Genomic DNA, 20,728 nt, shown 5'->3' with positions numbered 1-20,728 from the left:
GGTTCACTTCGATGGACTCCGGGGTCAGACCGTCGCCGCCGGAACCGGAAAGCCAAAACGATCGGCTAGCACGGCGGCGTCGGGTTCGTCGTTACGATTCTTGAGGAGTTGCGCCGCGTGGCAGACCAGCTTGCGCGAGTCGGCTACGGCGATGTCCTCGGGTACGCGCTGACCATCCGTGGTGTAGTCAAGCGACAGACCATGCCGGATCAGCGCCGACAATGCACCACCTAATAGCGGGGCTTCGTCGAGCTTGGTCAGGATGGCAGTCTGTGGAGCAATGGGTGCATAGGCGCGAATGGCGCTGTCCAGCGACTGGGACTGGGCGTTCGCCGCCAGCACCAGACACACGCGCACGTCGGACGACGCGCGCAGCGTTTCGAACTGTTGCTGCAGTTTCGGGTCCGTCCCCGCCATTCCAGCGGTGTCGACCAGAACGGTGTGACGTCCGCGCAACTGGATGAGCACGTTGCGCAGGCTGGTAGCGTCGTGGGCATTGAACACGCGAACGCCGAGGAGGCGCCCGTAATGTTCGAGCTGCGCGCCGGCACCGATGCGGTACTGGTCCGCGCTGATCAGAGCGACGTTGGCCGCACCGTGGCGCAGGACGGCGCGTGCGGCGAGCTTCGCGATCGTGGTCGTCTTGCCGACGCCGGTCGTACCGACCAGCGCGGTAATGCCGCCGCCGACCGTATTCAGTTCGCGTCCGGTCGTGCGGATGCTGCGGCTCAGTACGCCCAGCGGCAGATAACGCGCCTGTTCGGGCGTCATGTCGTCCGGCAGCTCGGCGCACAGCGTGCGCGCCACGTCGCCGTCGATGCCCAGGCGGGTCATTTCGCGCAGCACGCGCGCGCGCAGCGGCTGTTCGCGCTCGGTCTGGTTCCAGCGCAGCGCGGACAGCTGCACTTCCAGCATCTCGCGCATATTGTTCAGTTCGGCGCGCATGGTGTTCATGGCTACATCGCTTGCCGGCGCCGCAACGGAAACGCGGAAAGCGTCGGCGACATCAGCGGCAAGCGCGGCGCTGGAATGAGCCTTCGGCGCATTGGGATTGGCGGTACGGGCAGCAGCGTTCGAATCGCGACGGACTCGCGGCGGATTGGCCAGTTCGGCGGCGAAGATCGCCTCGCGCTCGGTCTGCTGCTGCGGCAGCGTATCGGGACCCTTCCCGGCCGCTTCGCGTACCAGCGCTTCGTCGTAATCCAGCGCGGCGATGATCTCGATGCCCTCGTCCAGGCGACGCGTCGAGAGAATGACGGCGTCCGGACCCTGCTCATCGCGAACCTGGCGCATGGCCTGACGCATATCGGCGGCAACGAAACGTTTGATTTTCATGCGTGGAACCCTTCCGTTGCGTTGATCTGATCGCGGGAAAATGCGCAGGTGCCGACCGGTGCCATGGCGACGATCCGAAGAAATCCTGTCTTGCGCTTGTCCATCCTTAAGTCCTGTTCGTGTCTGGTCTTACCTTCCGAGCGCTGCCACCAATTTGACGCGGCGGTTGTCCGGAACCTCGTTGTAGGCGAGTACATGCAGGTTTTGGGCCACATGTCTGGTGAAGCGTGCCAGCCAAGGCCGAAGAGTCGGTGCGACAAGGAGTACAGCCGGCTCGCCGGCCGCTTCCTGACGCCTCGCCGCATCCGCGACGCTCTGCTGGAGACGATCGGCCAGACCCGGTTCGACGGCCGCACCCGCAACGCCCCCGCCCTGTAGCGACTGGAGCAAGATCTGTTCCAACTCGGGTGCCAGCGTAATGACGGGGATTTCCGATCCAAGGCCGGCGATTTCCTGCACGATCTGACGGCCCAGGGTGACGCGGACCGCAGCGGCGAGCACGCCGGGATCCTGACTCTGGCCGGCATGCTCCGCCAAAGATTCGACGATGCTGCGGATGTTCCGGATAGGCACGCGCTCGGCGAGCAGGTTCTGCAGCACCTTGACCACCACGCCCAGCGACAGGCGTTTCGGAATGAGGTCTTCGACCAGCTTCGGCGCCTGCGTGGTGAGGCGATCGAGCAACTGCTGCACGTCCTGATGACCCAGCAGTTCGTGGGCATGACTCTGCAGGATATGCGACAGGTGGGTGGCGATAACCGTTGCCGGATCGACCACCGTATAACCAAGCGTCTGCGCGTGTTCGCGCATCCCCGGCTCGATCCACACCGCATCGAGGCCGAACGCGGGATCGCGCGTCGCGATGCCGCTCACCGTACCGTGCACGCGGCCCGGATCGATCGCCAGCAAGCGTTCGGTATGGATCTCGGCCTCGCCCATCGGAACGCCCATAAGAGCGATGCGATATCCGTGCGGCGCCAGGTCGAGGTTGTCGCGGATGTGTACCGACGGAACCAGGAAGCCCAGTTCCTGCGATAGCTTCCGGCGTACGGACTTGATCCGCGCCATCAGCTCGCCACCCTGGTTGCGATCCACCAGCGGAATCAGGCGGTAACCGACTTCCAGACCCACCGTATCCACGGTCGCCACGTCTTCCCAGCTCAATTCCAGACGCTCAGGCGGCGTGGCCGTTTCGGTGTTGGTCACGGCCTTGGGCAGCTTGCCTTCGGCAATGTCGACCGAACGCTTGTGCAACATATACGCGCCACCGCCGCAGATCCCCGCGAGCAGCAGGAACGCGATGTTCGGCATGCCGGGAATCAATCCCATCACGGCGAGGACGACCGCGGCGACGCCCAGCGCTTTCGGCTGACCGAACAACTGCCCCATCACGTGCGAGCCCATGTTCTCGGACTTGGACACGCGGGTGACGATCACGGCGGCCGCGATCGACAGCATCAGCGCCGGAACCTGCGCGACCAGACCGTCGCCGATGGTCAGCAGCGTATAGGTGCGCGCGGCCTCCGAGGCGGACAGGCCGTGCTGCATCATGCCGATGAAGAAACCGCCGATGACATTGATGCCGAGAATCAGGATGCCGGCCGTGGCATCGCCACGGACGAATTTGCTCGCGCCGTCCATGGAGCCATAGAAATCGGCTTCTTCACGCACTTCCTGACGACGTTCGCGCGCCTGCTCCTGGGTCAGCAGACCGGCATTGAGGTCGGCATCGATCGCCATCTGTTTGCCGGGCATGGCATCGAGGGTGAATCGCGCCGTCACTTCGGATACGCGCGTGGCGCCCTTCGTCACGACGACGAAGTTGATGATGGTGAGGATCGCGAACACCACGAAACCGACGGCGAAGTTGCCGCCCACGACGAACTCGCCGAAGGCCTCGATGACCTTGCCCGCCGCGCCCGGCCCCATATGACCGTGCAGCAGCACCACGCGGGTGGAGGCGATATTCAACGCAAGACGCAACAGGGTCGCGAACAGCACCACCGTCGGAAAGGAGGCGAATTCCAGCGGCCTCATCACGTACATCACGGCCAGCAGGATCACCAGCGACAGCGCGATATTGAACGTGAACAACAGGTCCAGCATGAAAGGCGGCAGCGGCAGCATCATCATGCCGAGCATCAGCAGCATGGCGATAGGCGCACCGATACCGCGGCGGCCGACCCGCTTGAGCGTGCTCAGAAATGTCATCGGAACAGCCATCGTCAGGTATCCATACGGTAAGGGCCGAGCAGATCCGGATCGATCTCAGGCGTCGGTGGATCGGGCGGAAGGTCGCCGGTGGCGACCGCCTGCTGCAGGCGGTAGACGTAAGCAAGGATCTGGGCCACCGCGATATACAGCGCCGCCGGGATTTCCTTGCCTACCTGAGTTGTGTTGTAAAGCGCGCGCGCCAGCGGCGCGGCTTCGACAAGAGGTACCTTGTTCGCGCCGGCGACGTCGCGGATCTGCTGCGCGATCACATCGACGCCCTTGGCCACCACGCGAGGCGCACGCATCGCGCCGTCGTCGTAACGCAACGCCACGGCGAAATGGGTCGGGTTCACGACGATCACGTCGGCCGTGGGCACGTCCTGCATCATGCGGCGGCGGGAAACCTGAAGCTGCAGCCCACGAATGCGGGACTTGAGTTCGGGGTTGCCGTCGCTTTCCTTGTGTTCGTCTTTCTGTTCCTGCTTCGTCATCCGCATTTTCTTGGCGAAGGAGAACTTCTGCCACGGCGCATCGACCATCGCGATCACGCCGAGCATGGAGCCGAACAGAAGCGATGCGTGACCGAGCATGCTGAACGCATGCGCGATACCGTTGTTCACCGAGCCCGCGCCCACGGCGTACAGCTCATGCGTCGTACTGCGCAGGTACATCGCCAGCACGCCACCGATCAGAATGACCTTGAGCAGCGACTTCACCAGTTCGACCAGCCCGTTCATCGAGAACAGGCGACCGAAGCCCTTGATAGGGTCCAGGCGATTGAACTTGGGAACCAGCGCTTCGCCACTGAAATTGAGACCGCCAAGCAATGCCGGCGCCGCGACGGCCGCGACCAGCGTGGCCGTGAACACGGGACCCAGCAGCTTCAACGCCTCGAGGCCGGCGGTGCTCAGCGCGCGCGATGCGCCGTCGGCGGAAAAAAGATCGTCGCGGGAATAACGTAGCCCGACATGCATGATGTTGCTCGCATGCAGCGCAATCTGGTCGCGCGATGCGATCAGCGTCGATACGGCGGCCAGCACCACAATTGCGGCACTCAGATCGCGCGAACGCGGCAGATCGCCCTTTTCGCGCGCTTCGCGAAGGCGTTTCTCACTGGCCGGTTCGTTGCGTTCCTGGTCGTCCTGTTCGCTCATCGGCTTAACCTCCGATCAGCCGGCGCATGATGTCCCACGCGTCGGTTTGCAGCGAATCGAATGCGCTGGGCAAACCGCGCAATGCGAGCCATACGGCGATCATGCCGAGGCAGATGGTGATCGGGAAACCGACCGCGAAGAGATTCATCGACGGTGCCGCGCGGCTGATCGCGCCGAAACCGAGATTGACCACCAGCACGGCCGTCAGCGCGGGAAGCGCTACGCGCACCGCACCGCCGAACAGATGGGTGGCGAAAGAAAGAATGGCCCAGATACCGTTCGTGCCAAGACCGTCGATACCGATCGGCAAACTGTTGAAACTGCCCGCGAGGAGGCTGATGAGCTGGAGATGGCCATTCAACGTCAGGAACAGCAACGTCACCAGGATTGTATAGAACTGACTCAGCACCGGCACCGAACCGCCGGACTGGGGATTGACCACTTCGGCGAAGCCCAGGCTCATCGACTGCGCCACGAACTGGCCGCCGAAGGACACCGCCTCGAACACCAGCTTCATCACGAAACCCAGCCCCGCGCCCACCAGCATCTGCTGCGCCATCGTCGCGACGCCGGCCGCGCTCAGCGGACGGATGTCGACGGGCGCCAGGGGCGCCAGCACATAGGTCAGCATCACGCAGATACCCAGACGGATACGCATCGGGATCACCGGCGCGCCAAGGACGGGCGCTACCAGCATCAGTCCCGACACGCGGGCAAGCGCCCAGACGGCCCCACCGACCCAGCCTTCGATCTGGCTAAGGTCGAAGACCATCAGCGCACCGCCATCGGCAGGCTTTCGATCAGCTGCCGGGTGAACTGCACGAGGGTACGCAGCATCCACGGACCGGTCACGATCATGACGAGCGCCATGGCGATCAGCTTCGGGATGAAGCTCAGGGTGGTTTCGTTGATCTGTGTCGCCGCCTGAATCATGCCGACCAGCAGACCGACCGCCAGCGCCGTGAGCAGCAACGGCGCGCCGACCAGCATCGCGATATGCAATGCCTGCTGGCCGAAGGCGATGACCGACTCGGGCGTCATGTGTAGAAGCTCCCGGCCAGCGTACCGAGCAGCAGCGTCCACCCGTCGACCAATACGAAAAGCATGATCTTGAAGGGCAACGAGATGATCATCGGCGAGAGCATCATCATGCCCATCGACATCAGTACGCTGGCCACGACCAGATCGATGATTAGGAAGGGAATGAACAGCAGGAAGCCCATCTGGAACGCGGTTTTCAGCTCACTGGTCACGAATGCCGGCAGCGCGACGCGATAAGGAACCGCGTCCTTGCTTGCATACGGCTGCTCGTTTGCCAGTTTGGTGAACAGCTGCAGATCGGCTTCGCGCGTCTGGTCGAGCATGAAACGACGGAACGGTGCGGCAGCGGCGGGAATCGCCTGATCCACCGTCATCGCGCCATCCATATACGGTTTGATGCCATCGTCGTACGCGCGGTTGATCACCGGCGACATCACGAACAACGTCAGGAACAGCGACAGCCCGAGGATGACCTGGTTGGGCGGCGTGCTATTGGTGCCCAGTGCCTGGCGAAGAAAGCCGAGCACGATGACGATACGCGTGAACGACGTCATCATCAGCAGGATGGCCGGCAGCACGGTCAGCGCGGTCATCAGCGCCAGCATCTGGATCGACAGCGACCAGTTCTGGCCACCGCCCGGCGCGGTCTGCACGTTCACCAACGGAATACCCGGCGGCTCGATGGCGAAAGCCACGGCCGGCAGGAACATCAGGACGATCAGGGCAATCCAGCTCCAGCGCTTCATGGCGTACGCTTCCACTGGGCCAGCACGTCGCGGAAGCCGCGCAGCGAAGGCGTGGCCTGCGGTGTCTGGGTATCTTCCGCCACCGGAGTGGCAAGCACATGCAGGGTGCGTAAGCCGTTGGGCGACGCACCGACGAGCAACTGCGTGCCGCCCACTTCCAGCAACATCACTTTTTCCTTGATGCCTACGGGCATCGTTTCGATCACACGGATTTTCCGGCCGCCGGGACGGACGCGACCCTGTGCGCGACGGCTCAGCCATCCGACGATCAGGATCAGGGCGATAACGCCGGCAAGACTCAGCACGACACGAGCGAGCTCGGCGCCGGAATCGACAGCCGGCACCGGTGCCGGGGCCGCCGCGAAGACGCAGGAAACGAAGCCACCCGTGAGAGCGGCGGCAATGCGCACGGCATTTTTCATCGCAGTTTGCGGACCCGCTCGGCCGGGCTGATCACGTCGGTCAGCCGGATACCGAACTTTTCGTTGATGACGACGACTTCGCCATGGGCGACCAGCGTGCCGTTCACGAAGACGTCGAGCGGCTCGCCCGCGGCGCGGTCGAGTTCGACGACCGAGCCCTGGTTGAGCTGCAACAGGTTGCGAATGCTGATCTTGGTTCGCCCCACTTCCATGGCCATCGTCACCGGCACATCGAGGATGGTGTCGAGGTTGACCTCGCTGCCGAGCCCCGTGGTGGGGCCCATCGCCGACACGGCGGCTTCGGGGTTTTCGACAACATCGGGGTTCGAAAATGCGTCGTTGTTATTCATGCCGATTCACTGCGCGTAACGAGGGATAACCTCGTTGATGCAAACCGCATGCCATGGGTCGGACGGGATGTATCGGCGAAAGACGACTACCCGGATCAATGACTTAGAGAGGCCCAAGGAGCCCTCGTCGTACTATCCAGCGAAATGTGACGCTTCAAGAGCAAATAATTGACGCTCGACGGCAGTAAGTCACCGCGACGGTCAGTTGACGGTACCCCACAAGAGAACGGCCCACCTTCTGTGGGAGCGCGCCTGCGCGCTCCCACAGAAGGTGGGCCCCGAACGGGTACACGACACCAGGATGACTAGGCCAGCTCGGTCAACGGCTCTGGTGGCCGCTGCTCCCTGCGGCGGAGCAGGCTCTCGAACTGAACGGCCTTGTTGCCGCTCATGTTCGCCATCTTCCCCCGGAATACCGGCACGTCTTCGGCGAATACCGTCGCGAATTCCGGCAGATTGATAGGAATCACGTCGCCGCGGCGCAGGTGCAGGAAGTCGCCGATGCTCAACTGGGCTTCGGCGAGCAGCGAGGTCAATTCCACCTGCGCATCGAGGATTTCCTCGTGCAGGCTCTGTATCCAGCGATCGTCTCGCTCGGCCCGATCGCTTTGCACGCCCGCGTCCAGCAGCTCGCGAATCGGCTCGACCATCGAGTAAGGCAGCGTCAGGTGAACTTCGCCGCCACCGCCATCGAGCTCCACATGGAAGCGCGAAACGACCACGGTTTCGGTCGGACTGACGATGTTCGCGAACTGCGGATTGATCTCGGAATTCAGGAACTCGAACTTCATCTTCAGCACCGGCGCCCAGGCTTCGGCCATGGAGGTAAATGCCTCCTGCAGCACGATCTGGATCACGCGGTTCTCGGTCGGCGTGAAATCGCGACCTTCGATGCGCGCGTGATAACGCCCGTCGCCACCGAAGAAGTTGTCGATGACCGTGAATACCAGGCGCGGCTCGAACACCATCAGCGCCGTACCGCGCAGCGGTTTGATACGGATCAGGTTGAGATTGCTGGGTACCGCGAGCGAGTGCACGTACTCGTTGAACTTCGTCATCTTGACGCCGAGCACGGACACTTCGCACGACTTGCGCAGCACGTTGAACAGGTTCTGCCGGAAATAACGCGCGAAACGGTCGTTGACCATTTCCAGCGTCGGCAGGCGACCGCGAACGATGCGGTCCTGCTGCGTGAAATCGTAATCCTGGATGCCGCCGGGCGGTGGGAGCTCGATCTCGGTCTCGACATCGCCACCTTCCACACCGGCCAGCAGTGCGTCGATTTCTTCCTGGGTAAGGATGTCGCTCATGGGCCGGTTCGCTCTGTCACTGCATGATGAAACTGGTGAAAAACACGGCGTCGATACCCGGCCGGCCGATCTTGTCCTTCAGTACGCGTTGGATTTCGGCCAACGCGGCTGCCTGCAATTTCTGCTTGCCCTTCACATCCGACAACGACTTGAAGTCCTGTGCGGAGAACAGCATCAACAGCGCATTGCGGATTTCAGGATCGGCCTCTTTCGTGGCCTTGATCGCTTCGGCATCGTGCGACATGACATTGACGCCGACCTGAAGGAAACGCAGCGCGTTCTCGTCCTGGAAATTGACGACGAACGCGGGATCGAGCTGGAGATAGACCGCCGGAACATTCGACTTCGCCGCCGAGGCCTGACCGCCCGCGGCGCTGTGCTTCATCATCATCCAGCCGCCAATGCCACCGATAGCCAGCACGACAAGCGCACCCACGACGATGAACATGCCTTTGCCCTTCCTGGGCGGGGTGGTCGGATCCGGTGCTGCTGCCATGGTGAAGCCTCTTCTACTAAACGAAAACGGTGGGGATACGCGTCGTGGCGTTCGCTAAACCCCTAAAAGCAAGTCGTGTGCCACGACGGGGAGCCCTCATTATTGACGATGTGCGCTCAAGGAAAAGCGTGAGGCGGCGCACAGTTACAACATTCGGGACTCATCCGGCGGCAAATCGGCGCAATCTCATGACCGGCGCTTTTCTGACTCTCGTCAGTTTTACGTCACACCGGATACCCGCCATCACGCCACTTCGTCGACCAGACCGCGACTCACGCGCGTCGTGGACACAACGGTCGCCTCATCGCTACCGGCATCGCCCGATGCCGCGCCTGACGACCGAGCGGACGAACCGTCACCTTGCCCGGCATTTTGCTGGCTGACTTCGGTATTGCCCAGCGAAAGGCCGTGATGCGCAAGCATCGTGTCCAGTTGGGAAAGCGTCTGCTGCACGGCGATGACCGCTGCGGGATGCTCGGTCGCGAAAGCGACGTTGACCTTGCCATGCTCCACGCTGACTTTCACATCCATGGAACCGAGCTCTTCCGGATGCAGGCGGATACGCGCTTGATTGATATTCGAGTTGCCCATCCAGGCAATCTGCTCGCCCAGCTCCTGCGCAAACTGCGGCGAGGTCGCCGGCTGCGTCGACTGAAGCTGTACGTTCTGCGGGTCCTGCGTCGCCGCGTGCAGGTGCATCGCAGGCAATGCCAGAGACGTCGTCGCATCCGGCGCCGCCGTGTCTTCCTTCGGCGCGGTCGCGCCAATGGCGGTCAGAAGTCCTGCCTTATCGGCGGCCACGCTCGGCAGTCCGGCTGGCGTCGCCGCGGCAACGGCCGCTGCCGCGGCGGCAACCTGCGCCTGTGCCTGCTGAGCCAGCGCGGCGGCGGCCGCATCGCCGGCCTGTCCGGTAGCCGTAATTGCCGGGTCGCCCTTACCCGCGAGCGCGTCGGTCGCCGCGCCCAGCGCCTTGCCGGCCACCGTCGCGACCTTCGGCGGTACGCCGATCAACGCAAGGACGGCCGCGACGGCGGACGTATCGGTCGTGTCGGTCTGATCGTCTTTCTTGTCCGATGCTTTCGACTCGTCGGCGCCCTGGCTCTTCGTGCCGGCGGCTTTCGAGGGAGTCGAGGCAGCCGGGCTCGTGGATGTCTGCGTATTCGAGCTGGAATCGTTCGAATCCTTGCCCTTCGACTGCTTGTTCGCCGCGTCCAGCGCCGCATCGAAACGATGCGCCGACGACGAAGCGTCCGTCGCCGGCGTGGACGACGTGGCGGGAGCCGGAGGAGCGACATTGGCGATGGCTGGAGAAATCATACGGCGAGCTCTCTGATGACGTGGCGGGTGCGATGCATCGAAAGACACATTCCTATCCCCTGGGTGTGCGACGGTGCTGGGAACGTTCGTCGGCTTGCTCTTGTTCGCGCCGGGCTTCCTGCTTGCGCTCCTGCTCCCGATATTTCGTGGTGACAGCATCGAGCGCTTTAGCCCTGCCGCGTGCGTCGGCCCAGTCGTTCTGCGCACGCGTAAGCGCTATTTCGCGCCGCTGGACTTCGCCCATCTGCTGCACGATCGCGCTGTCGATACGAAGCAGGAACTGCTGACGATTCAGCAATGCGGCGACACCCAGGCCATCGGGCATCGTCGCGTATTCATTGCGGTAGCGACGCAGTTCCACGAGTTGCGCTTCCGCCGCCGCGACCTGTCGCTGATGCTCGGCAAGCGAACGCGTGGCTTCGTCCGCTTTGTCGGCGGCCAGGTCGACCACGGGCTGCAGACGATCGGCACGGGAACTCATGCGGCACCGCTACGCGCGACGTCGACAAGCCCTTCGGCTGCCTGTTCCAGCGACACCGGCTCGTCGGTTTCCTGCTGAAGGAAGGCCGACAGATGCGGATAGAGCGCGATGGCTTCGTCGGTGCGCGGATCGCTACCCTTCTGATAGGCGCCGACGCTGATGAGGTCGCGCTGCTGCCTGTAAGCCGAATAGACCTGACGAAAACGCTGCGCGGCCTTCATGTGATCCTTCGACACCACGGCCGGCATCACGCGACTGATGGACGCCTCGATATCTATCGCGGGGTAATGCCCGGCCTCGGCCAGGTCGCGTGAAAGAACGATATGGCCGTCGAGAATCGCTCGCGCCGAATCGGCGATCGGATCGTGACGGTAGTCGTCGCCTTCGGTAAGTACGGTATAGAACGCGGTGATCGACCCGCGCCCATCCTTATCGTTGCCGGCGCGCTCGACCAGCGCGGGCAACATGGCGAATACGGAAGGTGGATAACCCTTCGTGGCGGGAGGCTCGCCGATCGCCAGCGCGATTTCGCGCTGAGCCTGCGCGTAGCGGGTCAGCGAATCCATAAGCAGCAGTACGCGCTTACCCTGATCGCGAAAGTGCTCGGCGACCGCGGTAGCCAGCTGCGCGCCACGCAAGCGACTGAGCGGTGGCGCATCGGCCGGTGCGGCAACGACCACTGCCCGGCGGCGCCCTTCGACGCCCAGGGTGTGATCGACGAATTCCTTTACCTCGCGTCCGCGCTCGCCGATCAGACCGACGACCACGACGTCGGCATCGGTGAAGCGGGTCATCATGCCCAGCAGTGTCGACTTACCGACACCGGAGCCGGCGAACAGGCCGATGCGCTGGCCACGTCCGACCGTCAACAGCGAGTTGATGGCGCGCACACCGACATCCAGCGGCGTATCGATAGGCTGCCGCGCCATGGGATTGATCGGATCGCGGCGCAGCGGAACGCGCTCGCGCGCCAGCAAGGGCCCCTGCCCGTCCAGCGGCGCGCCATCGGAACCGATGACCCGTCCGAGCAAGGCATCGCCCACCGGTACGCCGGATACACCCGCGCAGGGTGTCACGCGCGCGTTGGGCAATACACCATGCATTTCGCCCGTAGGCATCAATAGCAGGCGGCCATCGGAGAAACCGACGACTTCGGTTTCCAGCTGGGCACCGTCCGCACCGGCGACCATGCAGCGTGCGCCAACAGGCGCCTCGCAGCCGACCGCTTCCAGCGTGAGACCGACCACACGCCGCAGCTTTCCTTCCGCCTGCAACGGCCGCACCTTCGCCGCGTTGGCGCTTTGCGCCGCCAGCGCATCGCGCCAGTGGGCATTACGTTCGGCAATGTGCGTTTCGGCGTTCATTCGGTATCCGCATGACCTTCGAGCACGGCATCGATAACGGCTGCCAGCCGCTTACGCACGGTTGCGTCGAGCCGCGAGGATTCGCTTTCGAGTCGGCAGTCGCCGCGCTCGAGGACATCGTCGTCGGCCACGACCCATCCGTGATCCGCCGCGATGCGGTGATCGCGAACGATCGCCGCGTCCGCGGGATGAAGATAAATTTTCAGATGACGCGACCCTACGGGCAGCGTGTCGACAGCCTGGCGAACGATATCGACGATACGCTCCGGCGCGATCGCGATCTCATAGCCAAGCACGCGCTCGGCAATGACCGTCGCGAGCTGCGCGATGTCCATGGCCACTTCGGCATCCAGGTTAGCCAGCGGCTGAGCAGCCGCGGCGAACAAAGCATCGAGCCGCGCGGTTTGCGCTACGAGTTCGCGTTGAGCCGTCGCGCGACCTTCCGCAAGCCCCGCATTGAAGCCTTCCTCGCGAGCCTGACGCTCGATCGCCTCGATCTCGGCGACGGTCGGACGGTGCGGGCCTTCGTCGGCTTCGGCCTTCGGATCGTTCGCCGGCACGGCACCGGGACCGTTCACGAGGGGAAGCTCCCAGCGCTGAAACTGGGGAATACCTTCGCGTGCGAGGATGGAGGTCAGGGTCATCAGACGAATTCTTCCCCGCCACCGGCGAGATTGATCTGACCTGCGTCAGCGAGCCGACGTGCCGTGGCCAGTACTTCTTTCTGAGCGGCGTCGACTTCGGAAAGCCGGACCGGACCCTTGATTTCGAGGTCGTCGCGCAACATGTCGGCCGCGCGCTTGGACATGTTGGCGAATATCTTTTCGCGAATCGCCGGCTCCGCACCCTTCAGCGCGGTAATCAGGCGAGCCGACGGCACTTCGCGCAGCAACGTCTGCATGCTGCGATCGTCCAGTTCGGCCAGGTCGTCGAAGACGAACATAAGCTCTTCGATCTTCTCGCCGAGCGTATTGTCCATGCCGCGGATCGAAGCCATCAGCTCCGCTTCGCGCGCCGTCTCCATCGCATTCAGGATATCGGCGGCGGCTTTCAGGCCACCGACGCTTGCCGATTTCAGCTTGTTGGAATTGCCGGAGAACTGACGCTCCATGATTTCGTCCAGCTCATTCAGCGCATGCGGCTGCACGCCATCGAGCGTCGCGATACGCATGACCACGTCGCTGCGCACGCGCGGCGCGAGGTAGCCGATGACTTCCGCCGCCTGATCGGATTCCAGGTGAGCCATCACCAGCGCGATGATCTGCGGATGCTCCTGCCCGATCATCTCGGCGATGGCCCGGCTTTCCATCCACTTCAGCGACTCCAGGCCCTTGCTGCTACGGCCGAGAAGGATACGGTCGATAAGGCCGCCCGCCTTGTTCTCGCCAAGCGCATTAACCAGGATCTTGCGGATGTATTCCTCGGTACCCACACCGATCGCGGTGTGCTGGCCGATGTCTTCTTGCAGGCGACTGAGAACGAAATCGACCTGCTCCCTGGACACGTTTTTAAGCGCGGCCATGGCGGTACCCACCGCCTGCACGTCCCGCGCGCCGAGGTGCTTGAGGACTGTCGCCGCATCTTCCTCACCCAGCGTGAGAAGAAGGATCGCCGCCCGCTGTGCGCCCGTCAGGGTCGCATTCTGTTCAACCGCCATCGTCGGACACCCAGCTCTTCACGACTTGCGCCACCTGTTTGGGATTTTCATTGGCCATGCGCTTGGCAAGACCGATTTTCTGTTCGTACGCGAGCATCGTCGGCGAGCCCAGCTTAGCGGCATGCGACGCTCTTACGTCGTCGGTAGCCAGGTCATCGTCGTCCACCATGACCGAAACGGTCGGGAGAGGACCTTCCAGCGCGACGCTATGCTGCGCATGCTGCGGCTTCAGCAAGCCACGCATCATCGGACGCAGGACGAAGAAGCCGACGATCAGCGCGACCATGACGCCGAGGGCCTGCTTGATCAGATCGAGCATGCCCGGCTTTTCCCAGAACGGCACGCTGACCGGCGCATCGTCCGTCGCCAGTGTACGGAACGGTTCGTTGATCACGCTGACGCTGTCGCCACGATCGGCACTGAAGCCAACCGCGTTCTTGGTAAGCGTGGTCAGACGCTCGAGTTCTTCCGGAGTAAACGGCACGCTCTTGAATTTGCCGTCCTTGTCGGGAACCTGCTTGTTGTCGACGATCACCGCGACGCTAAGGCGCGCGACTTTGCCTGCCGGATCGGTGACGTGGCTGACGGTGCGATCGAGTTCGTAGTTGCGCGTGGCGCTGCTGGACTGCTGCGACGGCGGCGCGGTCTGCGTGCTGGCCGTCTGGCCCGCCTTGCCGCCGGCGTTCGGCTTGGCCGCAGTCGGCTGGGCAACGGTATTCGGCGGCTGATTGCTGAGCGCGCCCGGCACGCCGCCTTCGGAGGCGTTGTCATGACGCGTGTCGCTATTGGTCTGTTCGCTGCGCAGCGCGGGATTGTCGTGATTGAAAACCTCGCTGGCCTTCTCCGTTTTGGCGAAGTCCAGATCCGCGAATACCTGGGCGCGCACCTTGCCCGCGCCGACCAGTGGCGTCAGCAGGTCTTCGACGCGCTGTGTGTATGTAGCTTCGATTCGGCTGGACAGACGCAGGCGGTTGTCGCCGATCGCGGCGGCGCTTTCCGGATCGCTGACCGTGAGCAGGTTGCCCTGCTGATCGATGACGGATACCTGCCGCGTATCGAGGTCGGGCACGCTGGCGGCGACAAGATGGACGATCGCCGCTACCTGTCCCTGATCGAGCTGGCGGCCGGGATACAGCGTAATGACGACCGATGCGCTGGCCGGCTTGTTGTCGCGAATGAAGGCCGAGGGCTTGGGCAAGGCCAGATGCACGCGTGCGGCGCGCACCGACTGCAGCCCGGCGATCGTGTTGGAAAGATCGGTTTCGAGCAGTTGCTGGTAGCGCGTGCGTTCGGCCATGTCGCTCATGCCGAAGGGCGAATCGGCCTGCGGCATGGAGTTCGCCGCACTGCCCTGCGGCAGGCCCTGTCCCGCGAGTTTCAGGCGGATGCCCGCGACATCGGCCGCCGGCACGAAGATCGAGCTGCCGTCGCTGCTGAGCTGATACGGGGTATTGCCCGTTTGCAGTGCCTGGGTCACGGCAGCGGCATCTTTCTGCTCGAGACCGCCATATAGCAGCCCGTAGTTCGGGGCGCGCGACCAGAGCACGGCGGCAATGCCGATCGCCACGGCGGCAGCGATGCCGGCGAGCAAGAAAATCTGCCGGGCCGCCGGCGTCTGCGCCAGCGACTTCAGCGAGCCCATGCGCGATGCGTCGTTCGATTGGGTTGTGGCGACGCCGTTATCTGCCATGGTTCAACTCGTGATCTCTTCCGGGAGTCAGTCGCGTCAGAGCGACATGTTCATGATTTCTTTGTACGCATCGACCATCTTGTTGCGCACTTCGGTCATCGCACGAAACGAAAGGTCGGCTTTCTGACCCTGGATCATTACCTGTGCAAGATCGACTCCCGGATCGCCCCGCTCGAAAGCGGTAGCAAGCTGGCCTGCCTTTTCCTGCGTCTTCGCTACCCCGTCGATGGACTGCCGGAGCAGACTGCCGAAGGAATCCTTCGAGGCGGGACTGATCTCGCCGATGCCACCCGGTGCCGGAAGATCGGCCTGGGAGCTGATGCGGCGCATCTGGGAAAGCAGGCTGCTTACATCGATCGTGGTCATGACGGAATTCCAACGCGTATCAGGTCTGATGACGCTTGAAGCACGACGCGTGCCAACTGAATGAAAGACTGCATGATCTCTGTGGGAGCGCGCCTGCGCGCGAAAACCAACAAGGGGAGGAAGCCTGATACTCACATCCGCGAGCCCGATCTTCTGGCTGCGGATGCCACCTACCGCATCGACGCTCCGTCGGCTATCGCACCGTCATTGATCTTTTGCTTTGCACAAGCGCGCAGGCGCGCTCCTACAGGTACGGCGCAACCCCCGATCAGCCTGCCTGCACCGTCTCGCTCAGCCCGTACTTGCGTAGCTTTTCGACCAGCGTCGTGCGCTGAACGCGCAGCAGCTTGGCCGCGTGGGCCACGACACCATTGGCGGAATTCAGGGCCTGGCGAATCAGACCGATTTCGATACCGGCCAGGTGATCCTTCAGATCGAGGCCTTCCAGCGGCAGGACCGACGGATCGCCCTCGCCGTACGCGAAGCTGTCCGCGATCATCGGCTGCTCTTCCATCATCGCGATAAGCGCGGCACCGGTGACTTCCTCGATCGGCAGCGCGCCGCGGTATTTCTCGGGCAGATCCATGCCGCGTACTTCGCCGTGCGGCATCAGGATGGCCATGCGCTCGACCAGGTTCGACAGTTCGCGGACATTGCCCGGCCAGCCGTGCTGGCGCAGCGCGTTCATCGCGCTGGGCGCGAAACGCACGCGGGACAGACCACGCTGGACCAGGCGCTGATTGAACTCGCCGATCAGAGCCGGCAGATCTTCCAGACGCTGGCGCAGCGACGGCATTTCCAGCGGGAACACGCTCAGGCGATAGAACAGGTCTTCGCGGAACGAGCCACGCTCGATGAATTCTTCCAGATTGCGATGCGTCGCGGCAATGATGCGCACGTCGCAGCGCTGCGCACGGTTACCACCGACGCGCTCGAATACGCGCTCCTGCAATACACGCAGCAGCTTGACCTGCATCGGCAGGCTCATGTCGCCGATTTCGTCCAGGAACAGCGTGCCGCCCTCGGCCATTTCGAAACGGCCCTTGCGAGTGCTGATCGCGCCCGTGAACGCGCCCTTCTCGTGTCCGAACAGCTCGCTTTCCAGAAGCTCGGCGGGGATGGCTCCGCAGTTGATCGCCACGAACGGCTTGTCGCGGCGCGGCGAACAGTCGTGAATGGTGCGCGCGACCAGTTCCTTGCCGCTACCGGATTCGCCAAGCACCAGGACACTGGAATCGAACGGCGCGACCTGCCGGATCAGCGCGTTTACACGCTGCATGGGACCGGACTGGCCGACAAAACGGCGGCTGGCGGCAATCGGCTCGACTCGCGTCTGCAAGCTGCGCATCGCCTCGGCCAGACGCTCGTAGCGCAGCGGCAGGTCGATCAGCTCGATCAACTGGCTGCGCGCATCGTCGGCGATGAGCGAAGTGGCAACCGGTGAGTCGGCGGCCACCAGCATCGGCAGGTTGCGCGCGTTACGACCCAGGCTGGCGAGGAACTGCTCGAGCTGGGCCTCGTCTTCCACGGTGCCGACGAAGGCGCCGCGCCATTGCTCACCCGTTTCGTCGGCATCGACACGATCCGCCAGTACCGGGCGATAACCGAGGAACGACAGCGCCGAAACGATAGCCTGAGCCCGTGAGGCGTCCGATTCGATCACGAGAAAGTTGGAAGACTTCACCTTAATACCCCACTGCAATGCGTTGGTCGAAGGATCCGGACAGCCGCTGCGCGACTTGTCAGGCTTCATTGCAAGGTATCAATCAAGTTCCATGCCAGCGGCGGAAAACCGGCGCCACACGGCGGAGTTTTACGTCATACGGCGGCGTTCCGACGCGTGAGTATTTCCTTTCCAACGCATGAGCACCGATGACAGCGGACGCCGGGTGTCAAATCTGACGACACGCGTCGCAAATGTGACGCTCATTGCCAGAGACGACAATTCGTCAGGTGACGCGATGGGTCACTTCGTGTCTCAGCCGCCTTCCATCGGGCGCCCGGCAAGGCGCGCCTCGGCGACCTGACGGCGATGGTGACGGAAGACCAGACGCTCGATGGCGTCACGCACATGCTCGCTAAGCCCTTGAAATCCAATGAACCCACGACCATCGGACGGACCCGCAAGACGCTGTCCGGGAAGCTCCAGCGGCAACGCGCGGCAAACATCGAAATGGATGCGCAATAGTACGGGCTGCCCGACAGCCGGTAGGCCATCCCAGGGAAGGACAGCGCCGGAGGCATTGAAACGCAAAGCGATCCGCGGCGGCAGGTCGGCCTGCGGCAGCAACAACCGGTTGACGATTTCCATCAGGACGTTGAGCTTCGCATCCAGTCGCGATAGCTCGTTCGTGACCGTCGTATCGTCCTCGGGTGTCTCGGCGCGCTTCTCGACCAGTGCAGCCACCGCCGTGAGCACGCTGACATTACGATCGTTCAGAAGCGCGAGCGCCGCACTATCCGGCAGGGGCGCGAATTCGCACGTGGCGTGGAATCGACCGTCATAAGTGACGCGCTCGGAAAACGAGCTCCAGATATCTTCGTTCATTGCCTCTGCCCCCAGTCAGCGGAACGCGTCAGACCTGACTATACGCGGCAACGGCGCGCTGCATGCGGCGAGACTCGTCCCAGAGAACAGCCACTTCGTCGCGGGCAGCAGACACAAGTTCGCGAATCAGGGAGTCGATCAGCATGATCGACTTCAGGGTTTCCAGGGTCTCGCTCGTCGAGCGCATGGTTCCGGCATGCAATACCGGGTCGCGCTCGGCTTCCAGCGTGGCCAGCTCGTCCCAGCGCGACTCGGTGGCCGCGGCGTGCATCGCTTCGGTAAGGCTCATGACCTTATCCAGGTCGCAGCACACCATGTCGTTCACGAGGTAGCCTCGGCAAGCTGGCGCGCATCGGCGGGAATCGCGACCCAGCTTTCGCGCAGTTGCCGAAGCAAACCGGCCACCTCGTCGAGGATGGCGACGTCATTTTTCACGTTCGCCAGCAGCAAACGGCGACTCATATAGTCGTATAGCGAATCCAGCTGACCGACCAGCGCCGTTTTCACGTCGTGATTCAGGCTTGCCTGCAGCGTGCCGACGATTTCGATCGCCCTGGAAATAGCCTCGCCTTTGCCGGCGATATTGCCGGTGGCGATGCAACCGGTAGCGAAACGAATGCGCTCCAGCCCTCCGTCCATCAGCATCGTAATAAGACCGTGCGCGTCCGCGGCTTCCACGCCACCGTGCGTCCGAACCTGCTGGTAAGCGCCAGCGCCGTTTGCATATCCGAGTGCCATATCTATGCTCCTGTGCCGATGCGGCGCTTAGTTCGACGACTTCGTCAGCGAGTTGAACTGCTGCGTGAGGAAGTCGGTGGTGCCAGCCAGCTTCGTCATCATCGCGTCGAGGGCGCTGTACTGTTTCGTCAGACGCGTCGCATAAGCGCTCATCTGCGAATCGAGATCCGTGGTCTGCTTGGTCAGATCCTTGAGCTTGGCATTCAGGTTCAGCGTACGCGTGGCGAAAATGCCCGATGAGCCGGTCCAGCTGGTAATGGACTTGTCGATCTTCGTCGCAATACCGTTATCGCCGGTAAACAGGTTCTGTACCTGGCGCGGATTCTTGTCGAGAGCCGTTTGCAGCTTGCTGCTGTCAAGCTTGAGGGTGCCGTCCACCTGCAGGGAAATACCCAGATCGCTGAGCGAACCGATACCGTCGACGGCCTGCGCCCCGGTGAGCGTGGTGCCCAGTATCCCGGACAGCTGCGACTTGACCGTGGTGATCGTGGCGTCGCCGAGCAGCGCGCCAGCCTGATTGTTTACCTGGTCGTACTTCGTCAGCGTTTTGTACATACCGATGAAGCTGTTGTACGAGGTGACGAGGTTATTGATCGCGGTCTTCGCGGCCGACAGATCCGTCGACACGGTGACGGTAACCGGCGAAGCGGCATCGGTCACCTTCGAAAGCGTCAACGAAATGCCGTCGATGGCGGAGGAAACCGTATTGGTGGGGCTGGTCGCCGCCAGGCCGTCGATCGCGAATTTCGCGTCCTGTGCCTTTGTGGTGGGGTTGCCGGTGGCCGGATCGAAGTTCAGGGCCGCCAGGCCACCGTCGCCGCCGCTGGAGGTAACCGAGAATTTGTTGGCGTCGCCCGTCAACGCCGAGGTCAGGACCAGGTGGGCGCCATCGGAACCCGTGACGATGGTCGCCGTGACACCGGGATTGGTAGATGATTTATTGATCGCGTCGCGAACGTTCTGGAGCGTATTGTTCGTCGAATCCAGCGTCAGATTCATCGACTTGTTGCCGACGGAGATCGTCAGCGAGCCGGTTCCCACGGCGGCCGTGCCGCTGGCGTAGGCGGCCGAGGTGGTTTTTTGCGCCGTGGCGAGCTGCGTGACAGCGATGCTGTACGAGCCGGAAACGGAAGTGGTGCTCGCGGTGGCCGACAGATACTTGTCGCCGTCGGTGCTGAGGCTGGTCGTCTGGGTCTTGAATGCGGTGCCGTCGGTAAGCGACTTGATCGCGCTCTGCAAAGCAGTGAGCTGCGAGGTGAAGTTACCGAGGGCGGAAACCTGGGTGTTGGTCGTCTGCGTGTCCGCAGCGATCTTCTTGTCCTGCGCCGCGCGCTTATTGTTGACAAGATTGGTGACGATCGAATTGACGTCGATGGAACTGGAACCGATCGTGGTAGCCATGAAGCTCTCCTTGAGGGCGCCTCTGGAACCGAGCGCCATTTTGTCGACAGCTGGCACCCATGACGGGTGCCAGCTGTGACATTCAAGCAATTACCCTG

Annotated in this window: 22 protein-coding genes; all 22 read right to left on the bottom strand. The window is 63.0% G+C overall.

What is annotated here, in order from left to right; genetic code table 11:
- Positions 1-24: 24 nt before the first annotated feature.
- Positions 25-1,335: a flagellar biosynthesis protein FlhF gene (gene flhF, locus EC912_RS12710; protein WP_132144563.1), complete on the bottom strand. Its 1,311-nt coding sequence runs from the start codon at positions 1,333-1,335 to the stop codon at positions 25-27.
- 129 nt (positions 1,336-1,464) lie between these two features.
- Positions 1,465-3,558 (bottom strand): flagellar biosynthesis protein FlhA, encoded by a 2,094-nt coding sequence (gene flhA / locus EC912_RS12705; protein WP_207906832.1) that lies wholly within the window; start codon positions 3,556-3,558, stop codon positions 1,465-1,467.
- A gap of 2 nt (positions 3,559-3,560) precedes the next feature.
- Complete coding sequence (gene flhB / locus EC912_RS12700) at positions 3,561-4,703, bottom strand: flagellar biosynthesis protein FlhB (protein WP_132144559.1); 1,143 nt, start codon at positions 4,701-4,703, stop codon at positions 3,561-3,563.
- A gap of 4 nt (positions 4,704-4,707) precedes the next feature.
- Positions 4,708-5,475: a flagellar biosynthetic protein FliR gene (gene fliR, locus EC912_RS12695; RefSeq protein ID WP_243649257.1), complete on the bottom strand. Its 768-nt coding sequence runs from the start codon at positions 5,473-5,475 to the stop codon at positions 4,708-4,710.
- On the bottom strand, positions 5,475-5,744 hold the full coding sequence (gene fliQ / locus EC912_RS12690; protein ID WP_132144557.1) for a flagellar biosynthesis protein FliQ: 270 nt from the start codon (positions 5,742-5,744) through the stop codon (positions 5,475-5,477). The genes fliR and fliQ overlap by 1 nt, the downstream gene beginning before the upstream one ends.
- On the bottom strand, positions 5,741-6,490 hold the full coding sequence (fliP, locus tag EC912_RS12685) for a flagellar type III secretion system pore protein FliP (protein ID WP_132144555.1): 750 nt from the start codon (positions 6,488-6,490) through the stop codon (positions 5,741-5,743). The genes fliQ and fliP overlap by 4 nt, the downstream gene beginning before the upstream one ends.
- Complete coding sequence (gene fliO / locus EC912_RS12680; protein WP_132144553.1) at positions 6,487-6,912, bottom strand: flagellar biosynthetic protein FliO; 426 nt, start codon at positions 6,910-6,912, stop codon at positions 6,487-6,489. The genes fliP and fliO overlap by 4 nt, the downstream gene beginning before the upstream one ends.
- Entirely contained in the window at positions 6,909-7,196 is a 288-nt protein-coding gene (fliN, locus tag EC912_RS12675; RefSeq protein ID WP_207906838.1) for a flagellar motor switch protein FliN, read from the bottom strand. Before fliN ends, fliO begins: the two co-directional genes overlap by 4 nt.
- A 371-nt stretch (positions 7,197-7,567) precedes the next feature.
- Positions 7,568-8,572, bottom strand: coding sequence for a flagellar motor switch protein FliM (fliM, locus tag EC912_RS12670; protein WP_132144551.1), 1,005 nt, complete (start codon positions 8,570-8,572; stop codon positions 7,568-7,570).
- Between the two features lie 16 nt (positions 8,573-8,588).
- A complete protein-coding gene (locus EC912_RS12665; protein ID WP_243649256.1) occupies positions 8,589-9,068 on the bottom strand; it encodes a flagellar basal body-associated FliL family protein in 480 nt (159 codons plus the stop codon).
- 243 nt (positions 9,069-9,311) lie between these two features.
- Positions 9,312-10,385 carry a flagellar hook-length control protein FliK gene (locus EC912_RS12660; RefSeq protein WP_165973588.1) on the bottom strand — a complete coding sequence of 358 codons (1,074 nt, stop codon included), beginning with the start codon at positions 10,383-10,385 and terminating at the stop codon, positions 9,312-9,314.
- A gap of 52 nt (positions 10,386-10,437) precedes the next feature.
- On the bottom strand, positions 10,438-10,866 hold the full coding sequence (gene fliJ / locus EC912_RS12655; protein ID WP_132144547.1) for a flagellar export protein FliJ: 429 nt from the start codon (positions 10,864-10,866) through the stop codon (positions 10,438-10,440).
- Positions 10,863-12,230, bottom strand: a complete 1,368-nt coding sequence (gene fliI / locus EC912_RS12650) for a flagellar protein export ATPase FliI (protein WP_132144545.1) — start codon at positions 12,228-12,230, stop codon at positions 10,863-10,865. The genes fliJ and fliI overlap by 4 nt, the downstream gene beginning before the upstream one ends.
- Complete coding sequence (locus EC912_RS12645) at positions 12,227-12,874, bottom strand: flagellar assembly protein FliH (protein WP_132144543.1); 648 nt, start codon at positions 12,872-12,874, stop codon at positions 12,227-12,229. Before EC912_RS12645 ends, fliI begins: the two co-directional genes overlap by 4 nt.
- Positions 12,874-13,863 (bottom strand): flagellar motor switch protein FliG, encoded by a 990-nt coding sequence (gene fliG, locus EC912_RS12640; RefSeq protein WP_243649265.1) that lies wholly within the window; start codon positions 13,861-13,863, stop codon positions 12,874-12,876. The genes EC912_RS12645 and fliG overlap by 1 nt, the downstream gene beginning before the upstream one ends.
- Positions 13,864-13,876: 13 nt before the next feature.
- Complete coding sequence (gene fliF / locus EC912_RS12635) at positions 13,877-15,577, bottom strand: flagellar basal-body MS-ring/collar protein FliF (protein WP_132144539.1); 1,701 nt, start codon at positions 15,575-15,577, stop codon at positions 13,877-13,879.
- Positions 15,578-15,613: 36 nt separating this feature from the next.
- Positions 15,614-15,943 carry a flagellar hook-basal body complex protein FliE gene (fliE, locus tag EC912_RS12630; protein ID WP_132144537.1) on the bottom strand — a complete coding sequence of 110 codons (330 nt, stop codon included), beginning with the start codon at positions 15,941-15,943 and terminating at the stop codon, positions 15,614-15,616.
- Positions 15,944-16,211: 268 nt separating this feature from the next.
- Positions 16,212-17,627, bottom strand: a complete 1,416-nt coding sequence (locus EC912_RS12625; RefSeq protein WP_132144535.1) for a sigma-54 dependent transcriptional regulator — start codon at positions 17,625-17,627, stop codon at positions 16,212-16,214.
- 294 nt (positions 17,628-17,921) lie between these two features.
- A complete protein-coding gene (locus EC912_RS12620) occupies positions 17,922-18,491 on the bottom strand; it encodes a PilZ domain-containing protein (protein WP_132144533.1) in 570 nt (189 codons plus the stop codon).
- 28 nt (positions 18,492-18,519) lie between these two features.
- A complete protein-coding gene (locus EC912_RS12615; protein ID WP_165973587.1) occupies positions 18,520-18,780 on the bottom strand; it encodes a flagellar protein FliT in 261 nt (86 codons plus the stop codon).
- Between the two features lie 32 nt (positions 18,781-18,812).
- Positions 18,813-19,229: a flagellar export chaperone FliS gene (fliS, locus tag EC912_RS12610; protein ID WP_132144529.1), complete on the bottom strand. Its 417-nt coding sequence runs from the start codon at positions 19,227-19,229 to the stop codon at positions 18,813-18,815.
- 27 nt (positions 19,230-19,256) lie between these two features.
- Positions 19,257-20,630: a flagellar filament capping protein FliD gene (fliD, locus tag EC912_RS12605; protein WP_243649255.1), complete on the bottom strand. Its 1,374-nt coding sequence runs from the start codon at positions 20,628-20,630 to the stop codon at positions 19,257-19,259.
- Between the last annotated feature and the right edge of the window lie 98 nt (positions 20,631-20,728).

It is taken from the genome of Luteibacter rhizovicinus (assembly GCF_004342265.1).
GTDB classification, from domain to species: domain Bacteria; phylum Pseudomonadota; class Gammaproteobacteria; order Xanthomonadales; family Rhodanobacteraceae; genus Luteibacter; species Luteibacter rhizovicinus_B.
This window is presented reverse-complemented; position numbering and strand designations above follow the sequence as displayed.

Bases quoted from the DNA above. Each gene is read 5' to 3' on its own strand.
- flhF (WP_132144563.1), bottom strand. From the start codon at position 1,335: ATGAAAATCAAACGTTTCGTTGCCGCCGATATGCGTCAGGCCATGCGC.
- flhA (WP_207906832.1), bottom strand. From the start codon at position 3,558: ATGGCTGTTCCGATGACATTTCTGAGCACGCTCAAGCGGGTCGGCCGC.
- flhB (WP_132144559.1), bottom strand. From the start codon at position 4,703: ATGAGCGAACAGGACGACCAGGAACGCAACGAACCGGCCAGTGAGAAA.
- fliR (WP_243649257.1), bottom strand. From the start codon at position 5,475: ATGGTCTTCGACCTTAGCCAGATCGAAGGCTGGGTCGGTGGGGCCGTC.
- fliQ (WP_132144557.1), bottom strand. From the start codon at position 5,744: ATGACGCCCGAGTCGGTCATCGCCTTCGGCCAGCAGGCATTGCATATC.
- fliP (WP_132144555.1), bottom strand. From the start codon at position 6,490: ATGAAGCGCTGGAGCTGGATTGCCCTGATCGTCCTGATGTTCCTGCCG.
- fliO (WP_132144553.1), bottom strand. From the start codon at position 6,912: ATGAAAAATGCCGTGCGCATTGCCGCCGCTCTCACGGGTGGCTTCGTT.
- fliN (WP_207906838.1), bottom strand. From the start codon at position 7,196: ATGGGCCCCACCACGGGGCTCGGCAGCGAGGTCAACCTCGACACCATC.
- fliM (WP_132144551.1), bottom strand. From the start codon at position 8,572: ATGAGCGACATCCTTACCCAGGAAGAAATCGACGCACTGCTGGCCGGT.
- EC912_RS12665 (WP_243649256.1), bottom strand. From the start codon at position 9,068: ATGGCAGCAGCACCGGATCCGACCACCCCGCCCAGGAAGGGCAAAGGC.
- EC912_RS12660 (WP_165973588.1), bottom strand. From the start codon at position 10,385: ATGATTTCTCCAGCCATCGCCAATGTCGCTCCTCCGGCTCCCGCCACG.
- fliJ (WP_132144547.1), bottom strand. From the start codon at position 10,866: ATGAGTTCCCGTGCCGATCGTCTGCAGCCCGTGGTCGACCTGGCCGCC.
- fliI (WP_132144545.1), bottom strand. From the start codon at position 12,230: ATGAACGCCGAAACGCACATTGCCGAACGTAATGCCCACTGGCGCGAT.
- EC912_RS12645 (WP_132144543.1), bottom strand. From the start codon at position 12,874: ATGACCCTGACCTCCATCCTCGCACGCGAAGGTATTCCCCAGTTTCAG.
- fliF (WP_132144539.1), bottom strand. From the start codon at position 15,577: ATGGCAGATAACGGCGTCGCCACAACCCAATCGAACGACGCATCGCGC.
- fliE (WP_132144537.1), bottom strand. From the start codon at position 15,943: ATGACCACGATCGATGTAAGCAGCCTGCTTTCCCAGATGCGCCGCATC.
- EC912_RS12620 (WP_132144533.1), bottom strand. From the start codon at position 18,491: ATGAACGAAGATATCTGGAGCTCGTTTTCCGAGCGCGTCACTTATGAC.
- EC912_RS12615 (WP_165973587.1), bottom strand. From the start codon at position 18,780: ATGAGCCTTACCGAAGCGATGCACGCCGCGGCCACCGAGTCGCGCTGG.
- fliS (WP_132144529.1), bottom strand. From the start codon at position 19,229: ATGGCACTCGGATATGCAAACGGCGCTGGCGCTTACCAGCAGGTTCGG.
- fliD (WP_243649255.1), bottom strand. From the start codon at position 20,630: ATGGCTACCACGATCGGTTCCAGTTCCATCGACGTCAATTCGATCGTC.